Origin of the sequence: Salinivibrio sp. PR5, from assembly GCF_001996085.1 — a bacterium.
Lineage (GTDB): Bacteria > Pseudomonadota > Gammaproteobacteria > Enterobacterales > Vibrionaceae > Salinivibrio > Salinivibrio proteolyticus.
Genome location: NZ_MUFK01000023.1, coordinates 26,591 through 49,561, shown reverse-complemented (window position 1 = coordinate 49,561; position 22,971 = coordinate 26,591). Strand labels below are relative to the sequence as shown.

At 51.1% G+C, this 22,971-nt stretch carries 23 protein-coding genes and 1 riboswitch; of the genes, 5 read left to right on the top strand and 18 right to left on the bottom strand.

The window, feature by feature from the left end; genetic code table 11:
- Positions 1-1,179: 1,179 nt before the first annotated feature.
- A complete protein-coding gene (locus tag BZG82_RS09715) occupies positions 1,180-1,629 on the top strand; it encodes an RNA recognition motif domain-containing protein (RefSeq protein ID WP_077458406.1) in 450 nt (149 codons plus the stop codon).
- Here the strand turns inward: BZG82_RS09715 and murI are convergent.
- Both murI and BZG82_RS09705 read right to left on the bottom strand, forming a co-directional pair.
- Positions 1,583-2,401 (bottom strand): glutamate racemase, encoded by an 819-nt coding sequence (gene murI, locus BZG82_RS09710; RefSeq protein WP_077640183.1) that lies wholly within the window; start codon positions 2,399-2,401, stop codon positions 1,583-1,585. The two genes, BZG82_RS09715 and murI, sit on opposite strands and share 47 nt — an antisense overlap.
- A gap of 80 nt (positions 2,402-2,481) precedes the next feature.
- Positions 2,482-4,296, bottom strand: a complete 1,815-nt coding sequence (locus BZG82_RS09705; protein WP_077765727.1) for a TonB-dependent receptor domain-containing protein — start codon at positions 4,294-4,296, stop codon at positions 2,482-2,484.
- A gap of 31 nt (positions 4,297-4,327) precedes the next feature.
- Positions 4,328-4,560, bottom strand: a riboswitch (cobalamin riboswitch).
- 121 nt (positions 4,561-4,681) lie between these two features.
- On the opposite strand from BZG82_RS09705, the gene trmA reads away from it, so the two are divergent.
- Positions 4,682-5,785 (top strand): tRNA (uridine(54)-C5)-methyltransferase TrmA, encoded by a 1,104-nt coding sequence (gene trmA, locus BZG82_RS09700; protein WP_077480059.1) that lies wholly within the window; start codon positions 4,682-4,684, stop codon positions 5,783-5,785.
- A 91-nt stretch (positions 5,786-5,876) separates the two neighbouring features.
- On the opposite strand, the gene BZG82_RS09695 is transcribed toward trmA, so the two are convergent.
- Positions 5,877-6,260, bottom strand: coding sequence for a YijD family membrane protein (locus BZG82_RS09695; protein ID WP_077480038.1), 384 nt, complete (start codon positions 6,258-6,260; stop codon positions 5,877-5,879).
- Positions 6,261-6,271: 11 nt separating this feature from the next.
- Positions 6,272-6,907 (bottom strand): HTH-type transcriptional repressor FabR, encoded by a 636-nt coding sequence (gene fabR, locus BZG82_RS09690; protein ID WP_077765726.1) that lies wholly within the window; start codon positions 6,905-6,907, stop codon positions 6,272-6,274.
- Positions 6,908-7,102: 195 nt separating this feature from the next.
- On the opposite strand from fabR, the gene sthA reads away from it, so the two are divergent.
- A complete protein-coding gene (gene sthA, locus BZG82_RS09685; protein WP_077663206.1) occupies positions 7,103-8,518 on the top strand; it encodes a Si-specific NAD(P)(+) transhydrogenase in 1,416 nt (471 codons plus the stop codon).
- A 65-nt stretch (positions 8,519-8,583) separates the two neighbouring features.
- Here sthA and cysQ read toward each other — a convergent pair whose 3' ends face one another.
- The 14 genes from cysQ to gspC form a co-directional block, all read right to left on the bottom strand.
- Entirely contained in the window at positions 8,584-9,396 is an 813-nt protein-coding gene (gene cysQ, locus BZG82_RS09680) for a 3'(2'),5'-bisphosphate nucleotidase CysQ (protein WP_077480040.1), read from the bottom strand.
- 3 nt (positions 9,397-9,399) lie between these two features.
- Entirely contained in the window at positions 9,400-9,954 is a 555-nt protein-coding gene (nudE, locus tag BZG82_RS09675) for an ADP compounds hydrolase NudE (protein ID WP_069591222.1), read from the bottom strand.
- 41 nt (positions 9,955-9,995) lie between these two features.
- On the bottom strand, positions 9,996-10,742 hold the full coding sequence (locus tag BZG82_RS09670) for a type II secretion system protein N (protein ID WP_077765725.1): 747 nt from the start codon (positions 10,740-10,742) through the stop codon (positions 9,996-9,998).
- A 2-nt stretch (positions 10,743-10,744) separates the two neighbouring features.
- A complete protein-coding gene (locus BZG82_RS09665) occupies positions 10,745-11,239 on the bottom strand; it encodes a type II secretion system protein M (protein WP_077663208.1) in 495 nt (164 codons plus the stop codon).
- Positions 11,236-12,501 (bottom strand): type II secretion system protein GspL, encoded by a 1,266-nt coding sequence (gene gspL, locus BZG82_RS09660; RefSeq protein ID WP_158075997.1) that lies wholly within the window; start codon positions 12,499-12,501, stop codon positions 11,236-11,238. The genes BZG82_RS09665 and gspL overlap by 4 nt, the downstream gene beginning before the upstream one ends.
- Entirely contained in the window at positions 12,470-13,474 is a 1,005-nt protein-coding gene (gene gspK, locus BZG82_RS09655) for a type II secretion system minor pseudopilin GspK (protein WP_077765723.1), read from the bottom strand. Before gspK ends, gspL begins: the two co-directional genes overlap by 32 nt.
- The gene (gene gspJ, locus BZG82_RS09650) at positions 13,471-14,109 is read right to left on the bottom strand and encodes a type II secretion system minor pseudopilin GspJ (RefSeq protein WP_077765722.1); all 639 of its coding nucleotides are present in this window, start codon (positions 14,107-14,109) and stop codon (positions 13,471-13,473) included. Before gspJ ends, gspK begins: the two co-directional genes overlap by 4 nt.
- Positions 14,093-14,458 carry a type II secretion system minor pseudopilin GspI gene (gspI, locus tag BZG82_RS09645; protein WP_069591266.1) on the bottom strand — a complete coding sequence of 122 codons (366 nt, stop codon included), beginning with the start codon at positions 14,456-14,458 and terminating at the stop codon, positions 14,093-14,095. The genes gspJ and gspI overlap by 17 nt, the downstream gene beginning before the upstream one ends.
- Entirely contained in the window at positions 14,458-15,009 is a 552-nt protein-coding gene (gene gspH / locus BZG82_RS09640) for a type II secretion system minor pseudopilin GspH (RefSeq protein ID WP_069591229.1), read from the bottom strand. Before gspH ends, gspI begins: the two co-directional genes overlap by 1 nt.
- Before the next feature lies 1 nt (position 15,010).
- Positions 15,011-15,469, bottom strand: coding sequence for a type II secretion system major pseudopilin GspG (gene gspG, locus BZG82_RS09635; RefSeq protein WP_077480046.1), 459 nt, complete (start codon positions 15,467-15,469; stop codon positions 15,011-15,013).
- A gap of 4 nt (positions 15,470-15,473) precedes the next feature.
- Entirely contained in the window at positions 15,474-16,709 is a 1,236-nt protein-coding gene (gene gspF / locus BZG82_RS09630) for a type II secretion system inner membrane protein GspF (RefSeq protein ID WP_077663212.1), read from the bottom strand.
- Positions 16,709-18,235 (bottom strand): type II secretion system ATPase GspE, encoded by a 1,527-nt coding sequence (gene gspE / locus BZG82_RS09625; protein ID WP_077765721.1) that lies wholly within the window; start codon positions 18,233-18,235, stop codon positions 16,709-16,711. The genes gspF and gspE overlap by 1 nt, the downstream gene beginning before the upstream one ends.
- The gene (gene gspD / locus BZG82_RS09620) at positions 18,232-20,211 is read right to left on the bottom strand and encodes a type II secretion system secretin GspD (RefSeq protein WP_077765730.1); all 1,980 of its coding nucleotides are present in this window, start codon (positions 20,209-20,211) and stop codon (positions 18,232-18,234) included. The genes gspE and gspD overlap by 4 nt, the downstream gene beginning before the upstream one ends.
- Before the next feature lie 71 nt (positions 20,212-20,282).
- A complete protein-coding gene (gene gspC, locus BZG82_RS09615) occupies positions 20,283-21,245 on the bottom strand; it encodes a type II secretion system protein GspC (protein WP_077678138.1) in 963 nt (320 codons plus the stop codon).
- A gap of 202 nt (positions 21,246-21,447) precedes the next feature.
- Between gspC and hslR the strand changes: the two genes are divergently transcribed.
- Both hslR and hslO read left to right on the top strand, forming a co-directional pair.
- Complete coding sequence (gene hslR / locus BZG82_RS09610) at positions 21,448-21,852, top strand: ribosome-associated heat shock protein Hsp15 (protein ID WP_077455747.1); 405 nt, start codon at positions 21,448-21,450, stop codon at positions 21,850-21,852.
- 42 nt (positions 21,853-21,894) lie between these two features.
- On the top strand, positions 21,895-22,770 hold the full coding sequence (gene hslO / locus BZG82_RS09605) for an Hsp33 family molecular chaperone HslO (RefSeq protein ID WP_077480050.1): 876 nt from the start codon (positions 21,895-21,897) through the stop codon (positions 22,768-22,770).
- Positions 22,771-22,971 lie beyond the last annotated feature (201 nt).

Genomic DNA, 22,971 nt, shown 5'->3' with positions numbered 1-22,971 from the left:
GTCCAGTAAATCCACCGAAGCTTCAATACTGCCGTTTCCGCTCGACTTGCATGTGTTAGGCCTGCCGCCAGCGTTCAATCTGAGCCATGATCAAACTCTTCAATTAAAGTTTTTTCGAAACCGAAGTTTCAGCTCAATGAATACTGATTACTGTTTATCTCCGAAGAGAAAAACGAATTGACTGTGCCGAACAACTGTTAAAGTTGTCGTTTGGTCACTCAGTTCATCGAATAAATCTTTTTGTCTATTCTCAACGAGTGCCCACACAGATTGCATAGGTCAAATTTTTAAAGAGCATCGCTCAATCTTGAGCGGGAGTGGCATTTTACGCCACCGAGGCAGTGAGTCAAGCTTTTTGTTTACTTGGCTTTGCTGCCGTTTGTTAGCGCGGTTTGCCGTGCCAACGAGGAGCGCATTATAGAGAGGTATTTTTGTGACGCAAGGGGTTTTTAAAGAAAAAATACCGACCGAACAAAAANAAACTCTTCAATTAAAGTTTTTTCGAAACCGAAGTTTCAGCTCAATGAATACTGATTACTGTTTATCTCCGAAGAGAAAAACGAATTGACTGTGCCGAACAACTGTTAAAGTTGTCGTTTGGTCACTCAGTTCATCGAATAAATCTTTTTGTCTATTCTCAACGAGTGCCCACACAGATTGCATAGGTCAAATTGTTAAAGAGCGTTGACTTGCGAAGCGTTGCTTCGCTCGGTCAGGGCTGCGTATATTACTCGCCTTGCCGACGAAGTCAAGAAGAAATTTTATCTTTTTGTTGATGCCAACCGGCGAAAACAAAACCTCTTTTTGACTCCCCTAACGCGTTGTCTGCGTTAAGTAGGTGGGCTATCTTAATCATTTAAAAACTGACGTCAAGCGTTTATTTTTATTTGATTTTTTGCCCCGACATGGCCGCTGAGCGCTTGCCCTGTGTGCCGTGTCGATGGAGGCGCATTATAGCGACCCGGATCACACTGACAAGGGTTTTTCGCGTTTTTTATTTCGAGTGGACAATAATCCACCTAAAATGATGAATAACCAGCGATTTGAAACATTATAGCTACGCGCCTATTACCAAGAAGTAACGCTGGTTGATTTTCTAAGAACCATTTAAGGGTACGCCGCTGCCAAATTGTCTTGCGTACCATCACTTTATTACTTGTATTAACGCTTATGACGCTTATGAAATCACCAATTGCTTTTGTATTGATTATCACCATCGCCATCCTCGGTGCCATTGTGGTCAACCTAATGAGTACGGTTTCTCCCGCTTTGGCTTTCGCTGCAGGTGCAGTTATCAGTGGTATTGCCTGCTTATATGCTCCCCAAGCTACAGTGACCGTTGCAACAAAAGAGGAAGAGCCCCCTCAGAGTAAGACGATTTATGTCGGCAACCTGCCCTATCGCGCCAATGAAAATGATGTGAAGTCCCTGTTTGGCGAGCATGGAGAAGTATTTGCGGTACGGTTAATGAAGGATAAGCGTACCGGTAAACGTCGTGGCTTTGGTTTTGTTGTGATGGCGGCTGCGCATGCAGATGATGCTATCGATGCCCTAAACAACAATGTTTACGGCGAGCGAACACTTAAAGTGCGTGAAGCGAACGATCCAAAAAAGCGGGAGCATAGCTAACGCGCTCTAGTCCAATCGAGCGGATATAATCAGACAAGGCGGCGGCTTTTATAGGCGTCGCCGTCGCGTATGCGCGATTGCCATCACTGTTATCGCTAGTGATAGATGCTTGCGGCGTAACCAATGAGGCAACACGACGTGCAATGGCACTGCCGGAGTCAACCAACTGGACCTGTTTACCCATCGCCGCCTGTATTTCATCATGTAAGAGTGGAAAGTGGGTACAGCCTAGCACCAAGACATCGATGTGCGAATCAAACGGTGCAAGTATGGCGCTAAGGTCTTGCTGATTCACCGCCTCCCCTCGCAGTTTACGCTCTGCCATATGTACTAATGCTGTTGTCCCTACCGAGACAATTCGGCAATCTTTGGCGAAATCTGCGATCAGTTGTGCCGTATAAGGCCGGCTGACGGTGGCTGGGGTCGCGAGCAGACCGATAGCTTTGTGTTGACTCAAAGCCGCCGCTGGCTTGATCGCTGGCACCACGCCAACAACCGGTATAGAGAGTGCGTCGCGCAGTGTCGGCAGCACAAGTGTCGAGGCTGTATTACACGCAATGACGATGATATCGACTGCATGGCGCTCACAGGTCGCTTTGATCAGAGTGAGCACGCGATGCACTAGGCGTTGGTCTTCTAATTCGCCATAGGGGAAAGCGGCATTGTCGAATAAATAGGTATATTGAGCGCTCGGCAAGCTTGCCTTGATCGCTTGGTAGACAGATAAGCCTCCGACACCGGAGTCAAAGATCAGAATATGGGGTTGCGCCATGGTCCAGCCACTCAATAAAAAAACGCCCTTATCATAACGATAAAGGCGTGATTAAAGCTAGTTTCGCCGTGAAACAGGCACTAGTACTGATAGTCTAACGTCATAAAATAGCCGCGTTCAGCTGACGGATAGCCACCCGCGGTTTCGTAGTCTTTATCAAATACATTATCGACTTTACCTTTTACGGTCAGATTATCGGTCGCCTGATAGGATGCAGTGATCGCCCACAGGCTATAGCTTCCCAACATCTCTCCACCGGAATAATCCAGACGTTCACTTTGATACTGCCACTGAGTACCGAGCTGCAGTCGCTCCCATTGGTAGGATGCATCCCATTTCGCTATCCGTTTAGCGCGACGAGCAAGCTGCTCACCTGTTTGTTCATTTTTAGGATCTTTATATTCTAACGATATACGGTTATTTAAAGCGTGCACATCAAAGTTGGCAATAAACTCAACGCCTTCGATCTTAGCTTTGCCCACGTTTTGGTTCTGACCGTTGGGGTAACTACCTGCATACTGAATGAGATTATCAATGCGATTGATATAGCCGGTGAGTGACCAATCAACGTCTGCCGTCACGCCACGAAGAGCAAGCTCGGTGTTGGATGACTCCTCCGGCTTGAGCGTTGCATTACCGCCCCATCCGTAAAGTTCAGTCAGACTTGGGGCCTTAAAAGCGGTGCCGTAGCTGGCGACCAATTGATACCCTTCCGCTATCGCAAGACCCGCGCTTGTCTGCCACGTCGTATGTTGTCCGTATTGTTCGTTATCATCCGACCGTGCGCTTGCCTCAATAGATAGTGCTTCTACTGGGCTAAATTGCGTTAAAAGGTAAGTGCCTAGGTTATCGCGCGGATTGATTGCAATATCATCGGGGTTGGTAATCAAGCTTCCTTCATTAAAGGTATCTTGACGATAATCCACACCACCACCAAGCAGCCAACCCTCCGTGGCTTGGTACTGGAGTCCCAACGAGGTAGAGACTTGCTCAACATCTGAAGTTTTATTGTTTTTACGGTCACTGCCAGGGCTGTAGTCGAAGTTTTCTTGTTGGGAAACTTCTGTGCTGAGTGTTGCACTCCAAGTATCAGAGCGATAGTTCAGCGTGCTGGCCAGTGCTTGGCTTTCTAACCAACCATGTTTTAAGCTACCAAAATTATCGTAATCGTACTCATTCTGGTACCAGCGCCCCGTCACATCTGCCGACCAAGATGGATTCCAGCGATGACTGTAACCAAGCTGCGCATTGCGGCCGGTAAAACCATGCTGATCTCCCCGGTTGCTCGCCGTTGGATGAACATTGTATCCATCATTCGACTCATACCCAGCAATACCAGAGAAGTGACCGTTATCGCCTAATTTTGTTGCCCATGCGCCACTAACAGCATGATGATCCAAACTGCCCACGGTCGCTGAGACATTGGCTCGCTCTCTATTGCTTTTGGTGATGATATTGATCACCCCGCCGATCGCGCTCGACCCATAAAGTGTGGCGCGTGCGCCGCGAATAATCTCAATACGCTCGATACTGTTTACTGGGATCTGATTAAAATCCACCGAGCCTTTGATGGATGACGCCATACGCATGCCATCAATCAAGACTAAAGAGTGGTCTGATTCCGTGCCGCGCATAAAAATAGAGGCAATTTGTCCACGGCCCCCACTTTGCGCAATCTCAATGCTCGGCACCGTACGCAATACATCGACAAGGCTTCGCGCCTGCAAGCGTGCAATGTCTTGACGTGTCAAAATGGTTGCTGATTGCAACACTGAGGCATCGGACTGTTCAAACCGACTTGCCGTCACCACCACCGTTTCGGTGTTTTGCTCGGCCCACGCGCTCACAGGGAGTAATGACGCCGCCGTTAGGCTCGCCACAATCTGTTTGTTCATTGGTTATTCCTTTCTATCGCGAGAATATGCAGCGTTATGCTGCGGGGCGGGCTGTGTTCGGACTTAAGAGCATGGCTTTCGCCGCCTACTGCTAACGACTTCCCATCGCATACTGTTAAACAGTATTGGCGACAGTGTCTGGCCTAGCGCCGAGTTAGGGTCGTTCTCTTACACCGCTGCGCGTCAGTTGCGGATTCTCACCGCATTCCAGTGACCAACAGGCTTATACTTGCTGATCACGTACCCGCCCACGGATAGTAGCCGTCTAGATGGATATTGTCCATTGATACCCCTATCGAATAAAGGAGAATCGTGAGCAAGGGTGGACATGGCTGGGGATTTGTCTAAAATCTGCGCTCATTTTCCAATCGCTGAGGCAGCCATCATGACCAAGGCTCACACCGCCGTTGACTACGACACACAGCTTGCTGAGAAAGTACAACGACTCACTACCCAACTCGCGCCGTTTCATGCGCCTGAGCTAGAGATCTTTCGCTCACCGGAAACCCACTATCGGATGCGCGCAGAGTTTCGAGTATGGCATGAAGGCGACGACCTGTATTACATCATGTTTGATCCTGCGACCAAGCAGAAATATCGGGTCGATACCTTTCCTGCCGCAAGCCGTTTGATCAATGACCTCATGCCGCTATTGATGGATGCCATCAAGCCTAACGACGCGTTGCGACGTAAGCTCTTCCAAGTTGACTTCCTCTCCACTTTAAGCGGTGAGATCTTGGTGTCTTTGCTTTATCACCGCCAGCTAGACGAAGAGTGGGACGAGGCCGCGCAAGCGCTTAAACAACGATTGAACGATGAGGGCTTTAACCTCAACCTGATTGGCCGTGCGCGCAAGCAAAAGAAAGTGCTAGACCGCGACTACGTGTTGGAAAAACTCAATGCTGATGGTCAGACATTGATCTACCAGCAAATTGAAAACAGCTTTACCCAACCAAACGGGCCCGTGGCGGAGAAAATGCTGGAATGGGCCATTGATTGCACCCGCGATAGCCAAGGTGATTTGCTGGAGCTGTATTGTGGGAATGGCAACTTCTCACTGGCACTAGCGAAAAACTTTCGCCGCGTCCTCGCCACCGAGCTGGCGAAACCCTCGGTACAATCGGCACAATACAATATTGCCGCGAATCACATCGACAATGTGCAAATTATTCGCATGTCTGCCGAAGAGTTCACTCAAGCGATCAATGGCGAGCGCGAATTCCGCCGCTTAAAAGACCAAGGGGTGACGCTGAGTGACTATCAGTGCAATACCATTTTTGTCGATCCCCCTCGTGCGGGCATGGATGATGAAACCTGTAAAATGGTGCAAGGTTACGATCGGATTTTATATATCTCCTGTAACCCTGAGACTTTGGTCGAGAACCTAGAACGCCTCAGCCAAACACACCGCATTAGTCGCTGTGCGCTGTTCGACCAATTCCCGTTCACTCACCATACCGAAGCGGGCGTGTGGTTGGAGCGTAAATAATTACAGGAAGCGAGTTCGTTACAACGTAAAAAGGCGTCTCTCGACGCCTTTTTTATTCACTCGTTTTAGTGTGCGATTCGCCGCGCGGGGCTTATACGTCAGAGGCTGTATCGTTTTTGGCTTTGCGGCTGAAAAAGCCAAGCTTATGACCCACCCAAAACGCCAGTACCATGGCAACCAAAATCGAGAAGAAGTTACCGCCCAATTCTGGCATTTGCATACGCATAAACGCAGAGTACCCAAACGCACCCACTAAGAAACACGCAAACGCGATCAGCGGCGTACCTTCAGTGAGGGGTTGGCGCTCATGCAATTGGTAGCAAGCATGTACCGCCAACACAAACGCTAGAATGGGAAAGATAGAAAACGCCACACCACCGATAAAAAGCGTAGCGAGAGTGGCACTGCCACAAATACCTGTGATCAATGACAGTACTAAGAATTTACGCTCAGATTTAACTTGCTCATGTTCCATGTTTTCACCTGTTATGACAGCTTTTTCTGTAATGCCCGCCGCTCACGGTCTTTACGATACCAGTAAGCTCCCTTGGCTATCATGCGCAATTGTATCACCATTCGCTCGGCCAATTCTGCCCGTGAATGTGTATCAAGATCTAACGCTTCCGCGCCGGAGTTGAATACCAAGATCACGCAGGCTTCAGCCTGATTGTACGCTTCTTCATAGGTGAGCTGCGTGCGAGACTGCAAATACTCGGTCAATTCTGCGACAAAGTGCTGAATTTCTCGTGCTACAGCCGCACGGAACGCCGCTGAGGTACCTGAACGTTCGCGAAGCAGCAAGCGAAAAACGTTGGGGCTGCTTTCAACAAATTCCATAAAGGTTTCGACCGAGGTACGCACCACGCTGCCTTCAGTGGCAATACGCTGACGGGCTTGACGCATCAGCTGACGAAGCAGGAGCCCCCCTTCATCGACCATGGTTAATCCCAACTCATCCATGTCTTTAAAGTGGCGATAAAATGAGGTTGGCGCAATGCCTGCTTCTCGCGCGACTTCTCGCAAACTCAAACTCGAGAAGCTTCGCTCTGCACTTAATTGGCTAAAGGCCGCATCAATCAATGAGCGACGCGTCTTTTCTTTTTGTTCGGCTCGAATACCCATCACACTCAACCTGCCGTCATCATGGCGCCACTATACGCATTTTTACGTCCTAAATCAGCCAAACACCCTCTTGAACAGCGCCTTGCCTTTCCCCTGCTCACGTCCAGATCATGCAGGAAAGTTAACCTTACTGCCAATAAGCGTTAAACTGGTCATAAATGGATGTTGCAATAATGAAAATAAGGTTTGAATCCTATGAGCAAGTCGAATCCTCACCCTGTTGATCATTTTGATGCGATCGTAATAGGGAGTGGCCCAGGCGGCGAAGGCGCGGCAATGGGGCTAACCAAGGCGGGCAAGCGCGTGGCCGTGATAGAGCGCGAAAGCACTGTCGGTGGTGGCTGTACCCATTGGGGCACCATTCCTTCCAAAGCACTGCGTCACACCGTTAGCCGGATTATTGAGTTTAATCAAAGTCCGATCTACACCCAGAACACCAAAAGTATTCACAGTACCTTCTCTCAAATCCTGAGCCATGCCGACTCCGTGATTGGCAAACAAACGCGCCTTCGTCAGGGTTTTTACGATCGCAATCAGTGCACGCTGCTCCATGGTATGGCGGAATTTGTTGACGCACATACTTTAGCCGTTCGCCACCCTGACGGCAGCAAAGAGCATTACACTGCCGATCATTTTGTGATTGCGACTGGCTCACGCCCTTATCAACCAGCCGATGTCGATTTTAGCCACGCACGTATTTACGACAGTGATTCAATTCTGTCACTCAAGCATGACCCGCGCCACGTGATTATTTATGGTGCAGGTGTGATTGGCAGCGAATATGCGTCTATTTTTCGCGGGCTTGGCGTCAAAGTTGACTTAATCAATACCCGTGATCGCTTGCTTTCATTCTTGGATAACGAAATTTCCGATGCCCTGTCATACCATTTCTGGAATAGCGGTGTCCTGATCCGCAATGATGAAACCTATGAGCGCATTGAGGGCACAGATGATGGTGTCATTGTCCATCTTGCCTCAGGTAAAAAAATGAAAGCCGATTGCCTGCTCTATGCCAACGGTCGCACCGGTAACACAGATACGTTGAATCTTGGTGCGGTGGGACTGACGCCCGACTCTCGCGGTCAGCTGAGCGTCGACGACAATTACTCGACCGAGGTTGACCATATTTATGCGGTTGGCGATGTGATTGGCTACCCAAGTTTGGCCAGTGCGGCCTATGATCAGGGACGGGTCGTCGCAGAAGCAATTAGCCAAGGCAATGCCAATGCACGCCTCATTGAACATATTCCCACCGGGATTTATACCATCCCAGAAATCAGTTCTGTGGGGAAAACGGAGCAAGAGCTCACGGCAGAGAAAGTCCCATATGAAGTCGGCCGCTCGCAATTTAAACATCTCGCTCGCGCCCAAATTGCCGGGATGGATGTTGGCAGTTTAAAGATCCTCTTTCATCGCGATACCCGTGAGATTTTGGGGATCCACTGCTTTGGTGAGCGTGCCTCGGAAATCATTCACATCGGCCAAGCGATTTTTGAGCAAAAAGGCGCCGGTAATACCATCGACTATTTCGTCAATACCACCTTTAACTACCCAACCATGGCCGAAGCGTACCGCGTCGCTGCACTTAACGGCTTAAATCGCTTGTTCTAAGCGGTACTATTCGCTGTTGCTGACCCGACAAAAACGGCACCTGACGGTGCCGTTTCGCGCTTCTATTACGATGCGCGCAATATCGAAGACCAAGCGAGCGATTCATCACCCAGAACAATAAAATTGGGGTTTTGCAACGAGTCACGCTCGTTATATGACAAGGGGTCCAACTCGGTACTTAAAATTCGCCCCCCTGCTTGTTCGACAATGCATTGGGTGGCTGCCGTATCCCACTCTCCTGTCGGACCTAGACGCAAATAGCAATCTACCGCGCCTTCAGCGACCAAACACGCTTTCAATGCTGCGGACCCTAGTGGGACCAAATCATAGTTGATCTCAGGGGCGAGTTTTTCTGTCACGGCATGAATATCTTGACGACGGCTAATGGCAATAGAGAGCGAGGTAATGGCCTCTTCTCGCTTCATTGTCGAGATGCGATGCATTTCGCCATCGGGGGTAATTTTCCACGCCCCTTTTTCTTGGCACGCATAATAAGTCACACCCGAGACCGGGGCATAGACCACTCCCATCACCGGATGGTTATTTTCCACCAGCGCAATAATGGTGGCAAAATCGCCACTCCCCGCAATAAACTCTTGGGTACCATCCAGTGGGTCAATCAACCAGTAACGTTGCCATTGCTGGCGATCACTAAGCGGCACACCACAATCTTCTTCCGATAACACCGGAATATCCGGGGTTAATGCCGTCAGTTTCTCGCTGATCATTTTATGTGCGGCAAGATCCGCGCTGGTGACGGGTGTTTCATCGCTTTTGGTCATTTCCTCGAAATCACCGTCTTGGTAAATATCGAGAATCACTTGTCCCGCTGCACGGGTAATTTCAATCACATCGGGCAACAACTCAGGCAATGGCATGCCTCACCTCTCAGATTGTAAGTACTTCAGCGCCATCATTAGTGCGGTGATACTGCGCGCTTCACAGAAATCGCCGTGGGTCAGCAACTCCTCCGCTTGAGCTAATGGCCAACGGATCACCTCAAGTGGTTCGGGTTCATCCCCTTCCAAGGTTTCAGGATACAAATCACGTGCCAACATCAGTGTCATACGGCTTGAGAAATACGACGGAGCCAATACGACCTCTTTGAGTGGAATAAGCTCGCGGGCGCCCAAACCTATTTCTTCTTTCAATTCACGCACCGCTGCCTGCTCTGGCACTTCCCCTTTATCGATTAACCCTTTTGGAAAGCCTAGCTCATATCGCTCCGTGCCGGCTGCATATTCCCGCACCAGCAACAAATCCCCCTGTTCGGTCAGCGGCACCATCATGACCGCATTGCGGCCCGAAGGCTTCATGCGTTCATAGGTTCGATTTACGCCGTTACTAAACTGGAGGTCGAGCGATTCCACCTTAAATAAACGAGAAGCGGCAACCACTTGCTTAGACAGGATCTGGGGAGGTTTTCGCTGCGTCATATCCTATTTGCACCCTTTACTGATAAGCCTAACAGGCTTGATTAGCCTCGAAAAGAAAAGCGATAGCGCCCTTGTTGATCCGGCGCACCCAGCCAAGCAAGTGGCTCTTTCATTAGCGGTGGGAACGCGGCTTCCGGCTTGAGCCATCCCGAAACAGAGTATCGCCCCGACGGTGTGATTGACAATGAAAACTTATTGCTCAGCGAGGAAGACGCGCCTTGGCCTTCGGCGAGAATACCTTGCTGCTCACAACGGAGTGTGGCACTGGCTGGGATGTCCGCTAAACGCCCCATTGGCAAGCGTAATGCGGCTTGTTGCCACTGCAGCTGACCATCGAGTCGCTGACAGCCCGCCTCGGTAAAGGCCAGATCGCGTAATACCAGATCCACATGGCCTTCAATCGCCATATTAGCAGGGAGTGCCACAGAACTGGCAAGCAACTGGGCCGGTGCTGACACCAGCGCACGGGATAAAGAAACTGCATGACCATCAAAGCCCACGGTTGCTTTCCCTTTCACCCCATCTGAGCTGCGAAAACGAATATCCGCTTCTAACGTTGCCGCGGTGAATAAACGGTGCACCTTAATATCCCAGCGAAGTGGCCCGACGGTGTAATCTTGCCAGCGTATTTGCGCAATGCGTCCTTTCCACACTGTCCCCTCAATCGCGCCCACTTTAAGTTCAGGCGGTAAGGGGGCCAGACGCAATAGTGATGCGGGTGCGTGGATCACGGCGCTGAGTACAAAAACCAGCGTACAAGCTAAGCCCAAGACTATTTTTTTCTTCATGACTATCGTTCTAATTGCAGGCGATTAACCTTCACAACCCCAGCGTTATCTGTCATTTCCGTATCAAGACGCACGACCTGAATGCCATGTAAACGAGCGAGTTGGTCGAGCCAACGCAAAAGTTGGTTAAATGGCAAAGGCTCGACACCCAATTGGACACTCGCCTCACCGGGCTGCAAGCGGGTAATGGTGACACTAAACTCCCCTGCGCTGGCCGCCACCACTTGGTTTAATGGCTGATTACTGCTGGTTGGTGCGCGACTGCTTGCACCTGACTGTGCGCGCAACTGAACAATTTGCTGATGCTTTTGCTGTACATCACTCAGCAAACGTCTCTCACTCGTGAGCGCTGCTCGGGCATTGTTCGCCTCGGCTTGAATCGGCGCAATGATCCCCCAGTACAAAACACTGAGCAGCATCACCAGTGCAGCCACCATCAATAAACGCTGCTCACGTTCACTGAGCGATTGCCAGCGTGCTTTTAACTGACTCATCATGATTCGCTCCTCAAGGTAAACTCACCACTTACGCTGTCACCATTACGGTTGAGCTGCCCAAGCTCAGTCGTATAGTGTTCGCTTAGCAAGCCGCGCAGTCGCTCAAACTGGGCAAAATCGCTGCCGGAGGCTCGGATCACTAAGACTTCACGTGCTGCTTGATAACGTAACGCTTGCAGGTGAATACCGGGCGTTTTTTCTAGCATCGGCGCTAATTTCGCTAACCAAGGCAAAAGCGCAGCATTGTGTTGCTGTCCTTCAAGACGCGCAATTTCCGCATCCATCTGTCGAACCATGTACGATTGCGTCGGGATGCGCTGGTACTGTGGCAACGTTTGGCGAAAAACAGACTCGCTCTGTGCGCGTAGCGCTTGAGCCTGCTGCTGGGTATCACGAATCGTCAGCCATTGTTCAACGCCCAATAAGGCGCTAATGGCTAACACTAAACAGGCGGCAGGCAATAAAGGTTTGAGCGTTTGCTTAGTCTGGCTTTGTGGCCGATAAGGTCCGGTTAGCAAGTTCGCAGACAGAGTATGACTTTGTGTCGCCAACAGCCCTATCACGGTGTCACAGGGATGCCACTTAGCCTCCGCCTCATCCAGTCCACTGACTGGCCAATCAAGGTCAAGATGGGACGGACAATATCCATGTAAGGTGAGTGACGGGGCCTTGTCCTCGTTATCTGCGTCCACCGGATCCTGTTCCAGCGCCTTATGTTGTTGAGCTCGCCACGCGTGCGCCCAGAAACGAAGCCAGTCACGCGATCCCACCACACCTTGACTGTCATGATGCCGACACAGCCATTGCTCACCCAGTGGCGCTACCGTCAAATGGTTTGTCTGCCACGGCAAACACAGCACATCGGGTAACCATTGCCGCGCATGGATATCTGCATCCGTCAGCGCTTGCTGCCAGGCTTGCATTTTGTCGTGGGCCACCACCGCTACGTGGGCAAGACTGCCCGCGACACTCAAAATACTGACGTGTACCCTGTCCACATCATCGGCCAATGCCTCTTCAAGTAAGTAAGGCACCACTTTATCGCGCTGACGCCGAGAGCCGGGCGGCAAGGTCACCGACCTGAGGGTCACCCAAGTGCTATCCACTAAGATCACCACACGCCGCGTTTGCGCTTGCTCCGTCAAGGCTGACAGATGATCGCATTCACCGGTCGCGGTGACCTGATTGTCACTCACACGCACCTGGGCCCAAAAGATCGGCTGGCTGGCATCACTGATCCTTATTATCAGTCGCTCGCTCACGCATTCCTCCAAAGCGACGACGCACCACGGTTGTGGTGCCATCGTCTTGATAGTGCAATAACGCCTGAATGTGACGTTGGGCAGACGCCACGGTCACATCGGCCTGTAATAAAAAAAACTCGCTGGTCACCGTGAGATGTGGGATCACCTGCTCACGGGCTTTGTCATCGAATTCACTCAGGTTTAACACCGCCATAAAGGCGTCGACATTTTTCCACCCAGCATCAGGGCGCTGGGCGATCACCTGTTTAGCTTGTTCTATCGACAGTGCAGGGGTAAACAGCGCCGCCAGCAAAGGCGCCTGCTTATCCGTCAGTGTATTGACATTAACTTTCAGCTCCGCACTGGGGATCGCACAAACCTGAGCGGATAAACGCATAAAGACCTGCGCATTGACTCCTTTGACCGCACGCCACTCGCTACGATCGGCCAACACGGCATCGGCCGTCACATAGGGAGGACGTAAACTCTCATAGTGGGCATCTTCGGCCCCGAGCGACTGGTCCAGTTGATTGTTTTCATCCACAAAGTCTCGCGTAGATTGGGCAATCACATCCGCTTGGTAGTCATCATCAACCCCGCTGCCGACCAAGGCTCTGAGTACCATCACTTCATAGGGCACCGCACTGCCTAGGGTCGCGCCTCGCAGCTGCAAACTATTCAAATTAAAACAGGCTTGCGCATCCCGTAAGTGACCACTTACTGTGCCACCTTCTAGCGGAAAGCTGCGCTCTTTCTCGGCCCAACTTTGACTTAAATTCACCGTTTCACTACCAGATAAACTGTCTCGCAGCACCGCTGCGGCAAGCCCTTCGACGGCCATGCCGTACCAATATGCTTGCTGAAAATGAAGCTGATTTTCAGCGCGGTTGTAATTGGTGAATAACCGCGATGCCATGCTACCGGCTATCGCTGTCATTAACGCCATAATCAACATCACTATCAATAACGCTGTACCACGTTGACGACTCATTCTGCCTCCCGCTGTAGCGCCGCAGGCAGCGTTTGCCCAGCCAATAAATAAGTCCGTACTAGCTGGCCATAGCGAGGATGGGTAAAACGCAATTGAATGGCATCGGGCAGTGCGTGAGGGATATCAAAGCTGCTCTGCCAACTTCCCTTCACGTTAAAGCGGAAGGTGAGATCATCAATATCGTCCAGCAATGTCATCACCGCCGGTTGTTCACCTGCCGCTTGATCCGGATAGCGCCAACGTAACCGCTCCAACTTACCATCTCGTTGGCGATAACCCACTGCCACCACTTCGCTACGCGGAAAACGATACTGGGGGTTAATCCAACCGGTACGGGTAAAGCGCACGCCCATAGCATCTCCGCCCAGTACCTCTTTACCTGCAGTCAGTAATTGCTCACTAGGGGCTTGGCCATCCATACGCTGGCGTCGCGCGGCCATTTGGCGAAAATCACTGTCCATGATCACGAGTGCACGCTGTAATTGTTGCAGCGTTTCTCCCACTTGGCGCGATTGCTCGTCACTGCGCTGCACCGTCTGTAGTACTTGATACGCAGTCAGGCTAATGCTGGCGAAGACCACCAGCGCCAGCAACACTTCGAGTAAGGTAAACCCCTTTTCAGCGCGTGGCGACATAGGTCCTCACGGTTACCAGTGGATTGTCTGTCGATTCTGCCGCTGCAACGGCGAGATCCACCGCTCGCAGTGGTCCCGTGTTAGTCGCAATCGGCGTCAACTGCCACTGCCAGCGCTGCCCCGCCATCTCCGTGGTGCCTTGGGTGGCTTTGTCGGGCACCTTGCCGCTCAGCACTACCTCAGCCAACTGATTGTCAGCCACCATCGCCGCCAAGGTTTTTTGCTCAAGGCGACTTAGTGAGCGGGTATGCTGCCCAGTAGCTTTCATCACACTGAGCGCGGCTACCGCAAAAATGGCCACTGCAACTAGCACTTCCAGTAACGTCATCCCATGTTGGGTCTTAGGCATCATCCATCCTCCTCGGCCCGTTGCCAGCGAAATTGCGCCAGTTCATTGGCCTTTAATTGCCACATGGCACGACCGTCGGTTTCGATGGTGAGCGTAAAGGGAGTGATTTCGCCATTCGGTAATAGCCAAATCTGAGGGGGCGCCACGGCGGTTTCACCGTCTTCTTCAAACATGTTTTCGAACAGCGGTTTGTCTTCAAATAACCGGTCCTGCTGCTGCCAACCAAAGCCATCCATACTCAACGCAAAGCGGCTTTGTTCAGGCAAGGTCCCTTGGGTTGCCCAACGATCACTGCTCACCGTTTGCCAGTTTTCTTCGCCTAACTTCAGCAATTGATAATCATGGTTGTTGATCCGCACCCCGTAAGTCTGCCCTTCCAGCCAACTTTGCTCTGCCCACAACTTAATGCGTTGATACAAAGCTTGGCCGGCTTGCTCGGTCCGGGTATCAACAGGCTCGGGCCACACCATCACCACGCCTGAAGCGCTGACGGCAATAATCACCACCACCAACAGGATTTCGAGTAACGTGAAGCCCGCCGCCTGACGCATGTTATTGCAGCTCGTTCAGGTTCCAGTTACCAATATCTTGATTGATCCCTTCACCGCCTTCTTGCCCGTCCGCGCCTAGCGAGAACACATCAATCACACCATGCTCACCTGGGCTCACATAGCGATAGTCATTGTTCCAAGGGTCTTTAGGCAAACGCTTGATATAACCTTGTGCCGGATAGTTCCGTGGCACGGGCTCACTTTGTGGCTTGGTCACAAGTGCATCAAGTCCTTGGTCAGTGGTGGGGTACTGGTTGTTGTCCAGTTTGTACATATCCAGCGCATTTTCGAGTGCGCTGACATCTGCGATCGCCTTTTTCACTGCCGCTTTATCTTTGTTGCCCAATAAGTTCGGGGCGACAAAGCTGGCTAGCAAACCAATGATGACCACCACGACCATCACCTCGAGAAGCGTAAAACCTTGTTGACGACGCATCTTGTTCTCCTTGTTTATTATCATAAAATCACAACCCCACCATGTTGTTCATGGCAATAATTGGCATCAAAGTGGCGACGACAATAAAGAGCACCAGACCTGCCATGAGCACGATCATCAGCGGCCCAAACACACCTAATGCCACGTTCACCTGCGCCTCAAAATCTTTATCTTGGTTATCGGCCGCCCGTGTGAGCATGGGTTCAAGTTCCCCGCTGCGTTCACCGCTGGCAATCATATGCAACATCATGGGCGGAAAAAGCCCAGATTGATCCAGCGCCACTCGCAAGCTGGCACCTTCTCGCACTTTATCCGCAGCCTCGAGCACTCGGGTACGCACATACTGGTTGGTAATCACCTGTGCGGCGACCTTCATGCCATCCAAAAGCGGGATCGCACTGGCGGTACAAATCGCGAGAGTACGTGCAAAGCGCGATGTGTTGAGGCCACGTGCAACACGCCCCAAGACCGGTAACGACAACTTTTGTTTGTCCCATGCCAGTCGCCGTTGCTTGTCCTTCAGCAATGTACGTATTCCCGCACTGAGTAAGACAAGGCCACCCACGACCCAAATTCCCCATTGAGTAATAAAATCACTGGCGTTGAGGAGAAACTGTGTCGATGCGGGTAAGGATTGGCCGGTTTGAACAAACTGGCCGACGATGTCAGGCACCACTGTCGCCAACAAAAAGGCGACAATCACCACAGAGAAAAACGTCAAAATGGCGGGATAAAGCATCGCTTGTAGTAGGGTTGATTGAATGCGCTGACGATTTTCCACATAGTCCGCCAATCGCTCCAGCACCGTGCCCAAATGACCGGCTTTTTCGCCCGCCGCAATCATGGCACGGTACAGTTCATCAAACACTTGCGGATAATCGGCGAGCGCATCAGCAAGGGTATAGCCTTCCATCACCCGCGCGCGCACACTGGTCATCATACTGCCAATACGCGGCTTCTCGGCTTGCTCCGCCACCGCCCGTAAACACTCTTCCAGTGGCATCGCAGCCTCAATCAAGGTCGCCAATTGACGCGTGATCAATGACAGCTCTTGGGTGCTAATACCGCGGTTGCGAGATGAAAATAAAGGCCGCGACGTCTCGGCCTTTTGCTGGCTACGCTTACGTGTGGTCGCATTGACCACCAATGGCGTCAGCCCTTTGTCACGGAGCTGCTGCCGGGCCTGTCGAGGCGTATCCGCTTCAATCACACCTTTGCGTTTACGCCCTCGCGTATCTAAAGCTTGGTAATCAAACGCCGCCATCAGGTCTCCTTGGTGACTCGCATCACTTCTTCAAGCGTGGTTTTTCCTTGTAGCACTTTGGCCAGTCCGTCGTAGCGGATACTCGGACTCTGTGCGCGCACCGTTTGTTCAATGGCGTGCTCACCCGCATCGTGATGAATCAGTGCTTGCACCTTCTCGTCGACCGTCAGTAGTTCATGAATCCCCGTTCGGCCCTTGTAACCTTTGTGGTGACAACGCGAACAGCCCCCCGCTTTATACAAGGTGACGTTATCGCCAGGCTGAGCCAGCCCCACATCCACAAACAATTGCTGCTGGCTAGCATCGGCTTGATAAGGGATACGGCAATCGCTGCAAAGGGTGCGAACCAAGCGCTGTGCTAGCACGCCAAGCAAGGAGGAGGAAAGCAAAAAGGGCTCGATGCCCATATCGCGCAAACGTGTTACCGCCCCAATGGCGGTATTGGTGTGTAAAGTCGACATCACCAAGTGACCAGTGAGAGATGCTTGCACGGCGATTTGAGCAGTTTCTAAGTCGCGGATTTCCCCCACCATAACCACGTCAGGATCTTGACGCAGCATGGCACGCAACCCTCGCGCAAAGGTCATATCGACCTTAGGATTAACTTGGGTCTGCCCGATACCGGGAAGATCAAATTCGATCGGATCTTCCACCGTGAGAATATTGCGATCTTCACTGTTAATGGTTTGTAAGCCCGCATATAGCGTGGTCGATTTCCCCGACCCCGTTGGACCCGTGACCAGTAAGATCCCATGCGGTTTATGAATAAGATGACGGAAGTTCTCGTGCAATTCAGGCACCATCCCCAACTGAGCCAAGTCGAGTTGTACCGCGTTTTTATCGAGCAAACGCATCACCACACGCTCACCGTGAGAGGACGGCATAGTCGATACCCGTACATCGACGGCGCGACCGCCGATGCGGACCGAGATGCGTCCATCTTGTGGCACGCGCTTTTCGGCAATATCGAGTTTGGCCATCACTTTGACACGTGATACCAGCAAGGGGGCTAACTTGCGGCTCGGCGATAAGACTTCGCGCAACACCCCATCGACACGAAAACGGATCGACAATGCATGCTCAAAGGTTTCGATATGGATATCCGAGGCACTTTCCTTGATCGCTTCACCCAGCATGGCATTAATCAGCTTGATGATAGGGGCATCGTCCTCGGACTCAAGCAAATCCTCGCTCTGCGGCAACTCTTCAGCCAATGAGAAGAAATCATCACTGTCTGCATCGGCGCCAATGTCAGCCATCAGCTGCTGCGCATCCGCACTGTCTCGCTGATAGAGCACCGTCAATTGCTGCTCAAAATAGGCCTCATCCACGGTTTCTGGCACTAAGCACGCACCCCATAACCGTTGCACTTCCACCAAGGTCTCAGGGGTTACCGACGGCAAACACAATAGCCGTGCCTGCGAGGCATCAGTCTGAATTAGCACCCCGTGACGACGCGCAAAACCAAACGGTAACTGCCATTTGTTTTCTGGCTCGTTCGCGAGTGCGACCGTTCGATCCGTCATCCTGCTAGCTCCGCTTGTAATGCACGTACTTCGGCCGGCATCACCGCATCACTCTTATAATCAGGTAATACAGGCTTTTGCGCATCTGGCATCAATTTGACCCCATCTTGTGCGCGCAGCAGTTGTTCGGCACGGATGTAGTTATACTTACGCTGTGTCACACCATCTGCGGTTAAGCCGGTACGAATAATGGTGGGCTTGATAAACAGCATCAGGTTTTTCTTTTCTGTCCCCGTAGAAGTGGATTTGAACAGATGACCCAACACCGGAATATCTCCCAATAACGGTACTTTGGACTCACTTTCTACAGTACGCTCATCAATCAAACCGCTGAGCACAATCATTTGCTGATCGCCCACCATCACTGACGTGTTTAATTGGCGTTTACCAAAGCGCACATCCACGGCGCCACTGGCCCCCAAGACATTTGACACCTCTTGCTCAATATCCAAGAGAACCGCAGAACCTTCATTGATTTGTGGGGTAACTTTTAGCTTGATACCCACATCTTTACGCTCAACGGTTTGGAACGGGTTATCGTTATTCGAACCGGTCCGTGAACCGGTAATCACAGGGACTTCCTCACCGACAATAAACGACGCTTCTTGATTATCCAGCACCATCAGGTTGGGTGACGAAAGGATATTGGATTCGTTATTCGAGGCCACCGCAGTCACCAACGCGGTCCAATCTCCCATAATGACCCCGGCGGCAATACCATTTAATCCACCTAAAACTTCATTGAGCGCGGAGTAATCACCTGACTCTTTGATTTCAACAGTTTTTTCTTCACCGTCAATGATCCGCGTTTCGGTACGTGTCCTGTCTTTGGTCGCCTCTAATCCACCGAGATAACTCGATACACCAACTCCTGTATTGGTGAACTGAATGCCACCATTTTCAAGCGAGCCCCACTGGATGCCTAAATTGGCGCCATCAGACTCTGACATCTCTACGATTAGTGCTTCAATCAGTACTTGCGCACGACGAATATCCAGCTGAGAGATCACACTTTCCAAGGTTTTGAGGATATCGGGCGGCGCAGTGATCACCAACGAGTTGGTGCCTTGGTGCGAAGAAATTTGTACCGCTTGCTTTTGGGCACCCGGTTTACTCTTCTCTTCTTTTTCTTTCAGTAAGTTATCTGACACACCTTGAAGAACATCTACCACATCTTCCGCTTTGGCGTAGCGCAGGTAAATGACTCGGCTATTACCTGTGGTCGCCATTTCCTGATCAAGCTGTCTGATCAGCTTTTTCACTCGTTCGCGTACCTTAGGTTCACCTGAGACCAAAACGGCGTTTAAGCGCTCATCAGCGACAAAGCGTGGTTTAAGGAGATCGGGGGCATTATTGGCGTTATCTCGCTCGTTTAACGCTTCAACAATCCGTACCATTTCTGCGGCAGAGGCGTGATCTAAACGCACCACTTCTACCTCTTTATCACCGGCTTGGTCCACACGACGGATAATATCGGTCAAGCGATTCACGACCGCTGCACGCCCAGTAATCATGATCACATTAGCCGGATCGTAGTGGACTACGTTACCCGCTCCCGCATTGTTAATAAGCTGACGCAACAAAGGGGATAGCTCACGTACCGACACATTTTTTACCGCGACTACGCGAGTGACAACTTCATCTCCCACCACACTATCGTTTTCACCGACCACAGGTACCGGTGAGGTTTTGGCATCTTTGTCGCGGACCACTTTAACGACACCATTTTCCATCTCGACCACGGCAAAGCCATACACTTCGAGTACGTTTAAGAAAAACTGGTAGTACTGTTCATCAGTCAGGGTATCGTAACTGCGGACATTGATGGTGCCACGAACCGAGGGATCAACAATGATGGTTTTTTCGAGATTGCGGCCAACGATCTCAATAAACTCCTGAATATCTGTGCCCTTAAAAGAGGCACTAAACTCAGCGGCACCGGCTGGGATACCAGAAAAGAGAAGGCTCGCGGCCATCAGATAGGGGATCAGTCGTTGTTTGACCTTCACGTCACACTCCTATTGCCGCTGACGGCGAATGCTGTGGATTAAAGTTGAATCGAGATGTCATGTTGTTGTCCTTGTCGCTCGATAACCAAGTCAAGCGATCCCTGTTGTTGAATGCGTCCTAGAATATCAGGCAGTGCTGCGGACTGACTTAACGTCAGGCCATTGATAGCGACAGCAATATCCCCTGCCTGTAAGCCGGATTGCTCAAAAAAGATTGGATTGCGTCCCGGAGTGAGGCGAAAGCCCTTTATTTGATCGCCTTCGCGCACTTGTGACAGCTGCACAAAGTCAAATAAGCGTTGCGGGTTCTGGCTAAGCTGCTGCGCTAAGTCGGCAGGCCAGTCAGGGCTGGTCTGCCGCTTGGTCGCCATCGACTTTGGGGGCGTCGACGCATCAGTAGGGGAGGAAAAAACGGTCTGCGGTGTACTATCTGCATCGACCCCTGGCATAAGGAGCGCTTCGCGTCTTGACCCTTGGCGTAATATCACCCGATCGGATAAGACTTGATCGACACTGACTTGGGTCCCTTTCACCTGCTCACCCACACCGTAAGTCACTTGACGACCGCCGTTCGCGATCACGGCCAATGCACGCTTAGGATCGGTACTGGCCACCACCCCAACCAAAGTTAGGCGTAGCCGGGTTTCAGGGACATTGGTTACTGCGTGTTGCGTGGGTTGAGCGGCTGCTTGATAGCGACCAAACAGCTGGGCATTGACGATAGGAGCCAACGAAAAAGGATCCGTCGCAGCGCGAGAGGACGACGCCGACTGGCTTGCTACGGACAATACAGGTGCGGGTGCAGGCGCATAAAACGCCCACACCATTCGCCCAGCCAACCATGCCAGAACGAGGAACAGTAAAATGTTTAGCCACGTCGCCAGTCGTGCCACCTGCTGCGGTGACACAGTGAACGTGCCATGCTGGCGTCCTGCCTTACGCATCATCCCTTCCAAACCAAATTGAGTCACCGAGTGTCCATTGATGGCTTTTTTTACCATCAAGTTCCATCATTAGATTACGAAAAGCTGGGCATACTAGCAAAAACACGATGTGATATTGAGATAATTTTCATTTTTGTCGTAACCCCACATCCTAACCAAGCCAACACATTTAGGTCAGATTGTACCTCGACGTTGTGATACTGCTCTAAAGGAATTTTTGTGCTAATGTCGCCCATCCGGATTGCGCAGGAGTTGAGTCATGAAAACACACGCATCGGCGCCCTTGACGGCAGTCAGGCTAGACAAGTGGCTATGGGCCGCACGGTTCTACAAAACACGGTCAATCGCACGCAACATGATTGACGGCGGTAAGGTGCATTATAATGGCCAGCGCGCCAAACCTAGCAAAATGGTTGAAGTAGGTGCTGAGATCCGACTTCGGCAAGGACACGAAGAAAAAACCATTACTGTATTAGAATTATCAGAGCAGCGTCAGGGTGCGCCGATTGCGCAGACGCTGTATCAAGAAACCCAAGACAGTATCAAACAGCGTGAGCACAACACGGAAATGCGTCGCTTACACGCACACAATCCGCGCCCAGAAAGCCGGCCGGATAAGAAACAACGCCGAGATATTCGTAAGTTTAAACAAGGCATAGAGTAAGGCCGATCCCACTAACCAGGCCCTAAGCCGGAGAGAGATTGCATGTCAAACGATCAACTACACCGTTACCTATTTAAAGATGTGTCTGTGCGTGGTGAGCTGGTCAAGCTCGATGAAACCTATCAACGCATCTTGGAAAACCAAGACTACCCTGCGCCCGTCCAAGCGCTACTGGGGGAGATGCTTGTCGCCACCAGCTTACTCACTGCCACCTTAAAATTTGAAGGCTCGATTACCGTGCAACTACAAGGCGACGGTCCGGTATCACTGGCGGTGATCAATGGTGACCACCAGCAGCAACTGCGCGGTACCGCACGCCTGAAAGGCGACATCAAAGCCGATGCAACTCTACCTGAAATGCTCGGTAAGGGGCAGCTCATTATCACCATCGAACCAGTCGACGGCGAACGCTATCAAGGCATTGTGGGCTTAGACTCGGATCATCTGCAAGGCTGCCTTGAAGACTACTTTGCGCGTTCAGAGCAACTGGAAACGCGACTTTGGTTGCGCACCGGTGAGTTTGAAGGCAAACGCCACGCGGCTGGAATGATGCTGCAAGTGCTACCTGACGGCAAAGGGGACGATAACGACTTTGACCATTTGGCGAAGCTGACTGAAACCGTTAAAAATGATGAATTATTTGGCCTTGACGCAAAAGATGTCCTTTATCGTCTATATCACCAAGAAAGCGTCACCGTTTTCGATCCTCAGTCAGTATGCTTTAAATGCAGCTGCTCACGCGAGCGCAGCGCACAAGCGATCGCCGCGATTGAGCGCAGCGAAATCGATAAAATGATTGCAGAAATGGGCACAATTCGTTTGCACTGTGATTATTGCGGCAGTGATTATGCGTTTGACAGCGTCGATGTCGCAGCCATCTTTGAGCAGAATGCCGATTCATCGTCACAAATGCAGTGAAAAACGTGCTACATATTTAGTTGCATAAAACAAAGAAACCCAACTTAGTTCAAAAGCCAGCATCAAGCTGGCTTTTTTCTTGGTCTCCTCGGACACATCTCACATTTTTTTACGCATTAATTTTGTACAAACAATAAGAGCTCTGTGGGTAGCGCAAACGTTTAACTAAGCGTTACCATAGAGGGAGTCACGTCACCTGGT

What these genes read in the sequence shown, in the direction of transcription:
- BZG82_RS09695 (WP_077480038.1), bottom strand. Translation starts at nt 6,260, where the DNA reads ATGGAACATGAGCAAGTTAAATCTGAGCGTAAATTCTTAGTACTGTCA.
- fabR (WP_077765726.1), bottom strand. Translation starts at nt 6,907, where the DNA reads ATGGGTATTCGAGCCGAACAAAAAGAAAAGACGCGTCGCTCATTGATT.
- gspF (WP_077663212.1), bottom strand. Translation starts at nt 16,709, where the DNA reads ATGGCGGCGTTTGATTACCAAGCTTTAGATACGCGAGGGCGTAAACGC.
- BZG82_RS09705 (WP_077765727.1), bottom strand. Translation starts at nt 4,296, where the DNA reads ATGAACAAACAGATTGTGGCGAGCCTAACGGCGGCGTCATTACTCCCT.
- trmA (WP_077480059.1), top strand. Translation starts at nt 4,682, where the DNA reads ATGACCAAGGCTCACACCGCCGTTGACTACGACACACAGCTTGCTGAG.
- BZG82_RS09665 (WP_077663208.1), bottom strand. Translation starts at nt 11,239, where the DNA reads ATGATGAGTCAGTTAAAAGCACGCTGGCAATCGCTCAGTGAACGTGAG.
- gspD (WP_077765730.1), bottom strand. Translation starts at nt 20,211, where the DNA reads ATGGCCGCGAGCCTTCTCTTTTCTGGTATCCCAGCCGGTGCCGCTGAG.
- gspJ (WP_077765722.1), bottom strand. Translation starts at nt 14,109, where the DNA reads ATGTCGCCACGCGCTGAAAAGGGGTTTACCTTACTCGAAGTGTTGCTG.
- hslR (WP_077455747.1), top strand. Translation starts at nt 21,448, where the DNA reads ATGAAAACACACGCATCGGCGCCCTTGACGGCAGTCAGGCTAGACAAG.
- gspE (WP_077765721.1), bottom strand. Translation starts at nt 18,235, where the DNA reads ATGACGGATCGAACGGTCGCACTCGCGAACGAGCCAGAAAACAAATGG.
- murI (WP_077640183.1), bottom strand. Translation starts at nt 2,401, where the DNA reads ATGGCGCAACCCCATATTCTGATCTTTGACTCCGGTGTCGGAGGCTTA.
- BZG82_RS09715 (WP_077458406.1), top strand. Translation starts at nt 1,180, where the DNA reads ATGAAATCACCAATTGCTTTTGTATTGATTATCACCATCGCCATCCTC.
- nudE (WP_069591222.1), bottom strand. Translation starts at nt 9,954, where the DNA reads ATGACGCAGCGAAAACCTCCCCAGATCCTGTCTAAGCAAGTGGTTGCC.
- hslO (WP_077480050.1), top strand. Translation starts at nt 21,895, where the DNA reads ATGTCAAACGATCAACTACACCGTTACCTATTTAAAGATGTGTCTGTG.
- cysQ (WP_077480040.1), bottom strand. Translation starts at nt 9,396, where the DNA reads ATGCCATTGCCTGAGTTGTTGCCCGATGTGATTGAAATTACCCGTGCA.
- sthA (WP_077663206.1), top strand. Translation starts at nt 7,103, where the DNA reads ATGAGCAAGTCGAATCCTCACCCTGTTGATCATTTTGATGCGATCGTA.
- gspG (WP_077480046.1), bottom strand. Translation starts at nt 15,469, where the DNA reads ATGATAATAAACAAGGAGAACAAGATGCGTCGTCAACAAGGTTTTACG.
- gspH (WP_069591229.1), bottom strand. Translation starts at nt 15,009, where the DNA reads ATGCGTCAGGCGGCGGGCTTCACGTTACTCGAAATCCTGTTGGTGGTG.
- gspC (WP_077678138.1), bottom strand. Translation starts at nt 21,245, where the DNA reads ATGGTAAAAAAAGCCATCAATGGACACTCGGTGACTCAATTTGGTTTG.
- BZG82_RS09670 (WP_077765725.1), bottom strand. Translation starts at nt 10,742, where the DNA reads ATGAAGAAAAAAATAGTCTTGGGCTTAGCTTGTACGCTGGTTTTTGTA.
- gspI (WP_069591266.1), bottom strand. Translation starts at nt 14,458, where the DNA reads ATGCCTAAGACCCAACATGGGATGACGTTACTGGAAGTGCTAGTTGCA.
- gspK (WP_077765723.1), bottom strand. Translation starts at nt 13,474, where the DNA reads ATGAGTCGTCAACGTGGTACAGCGTTATTGATAGTGATGTTGATTATG.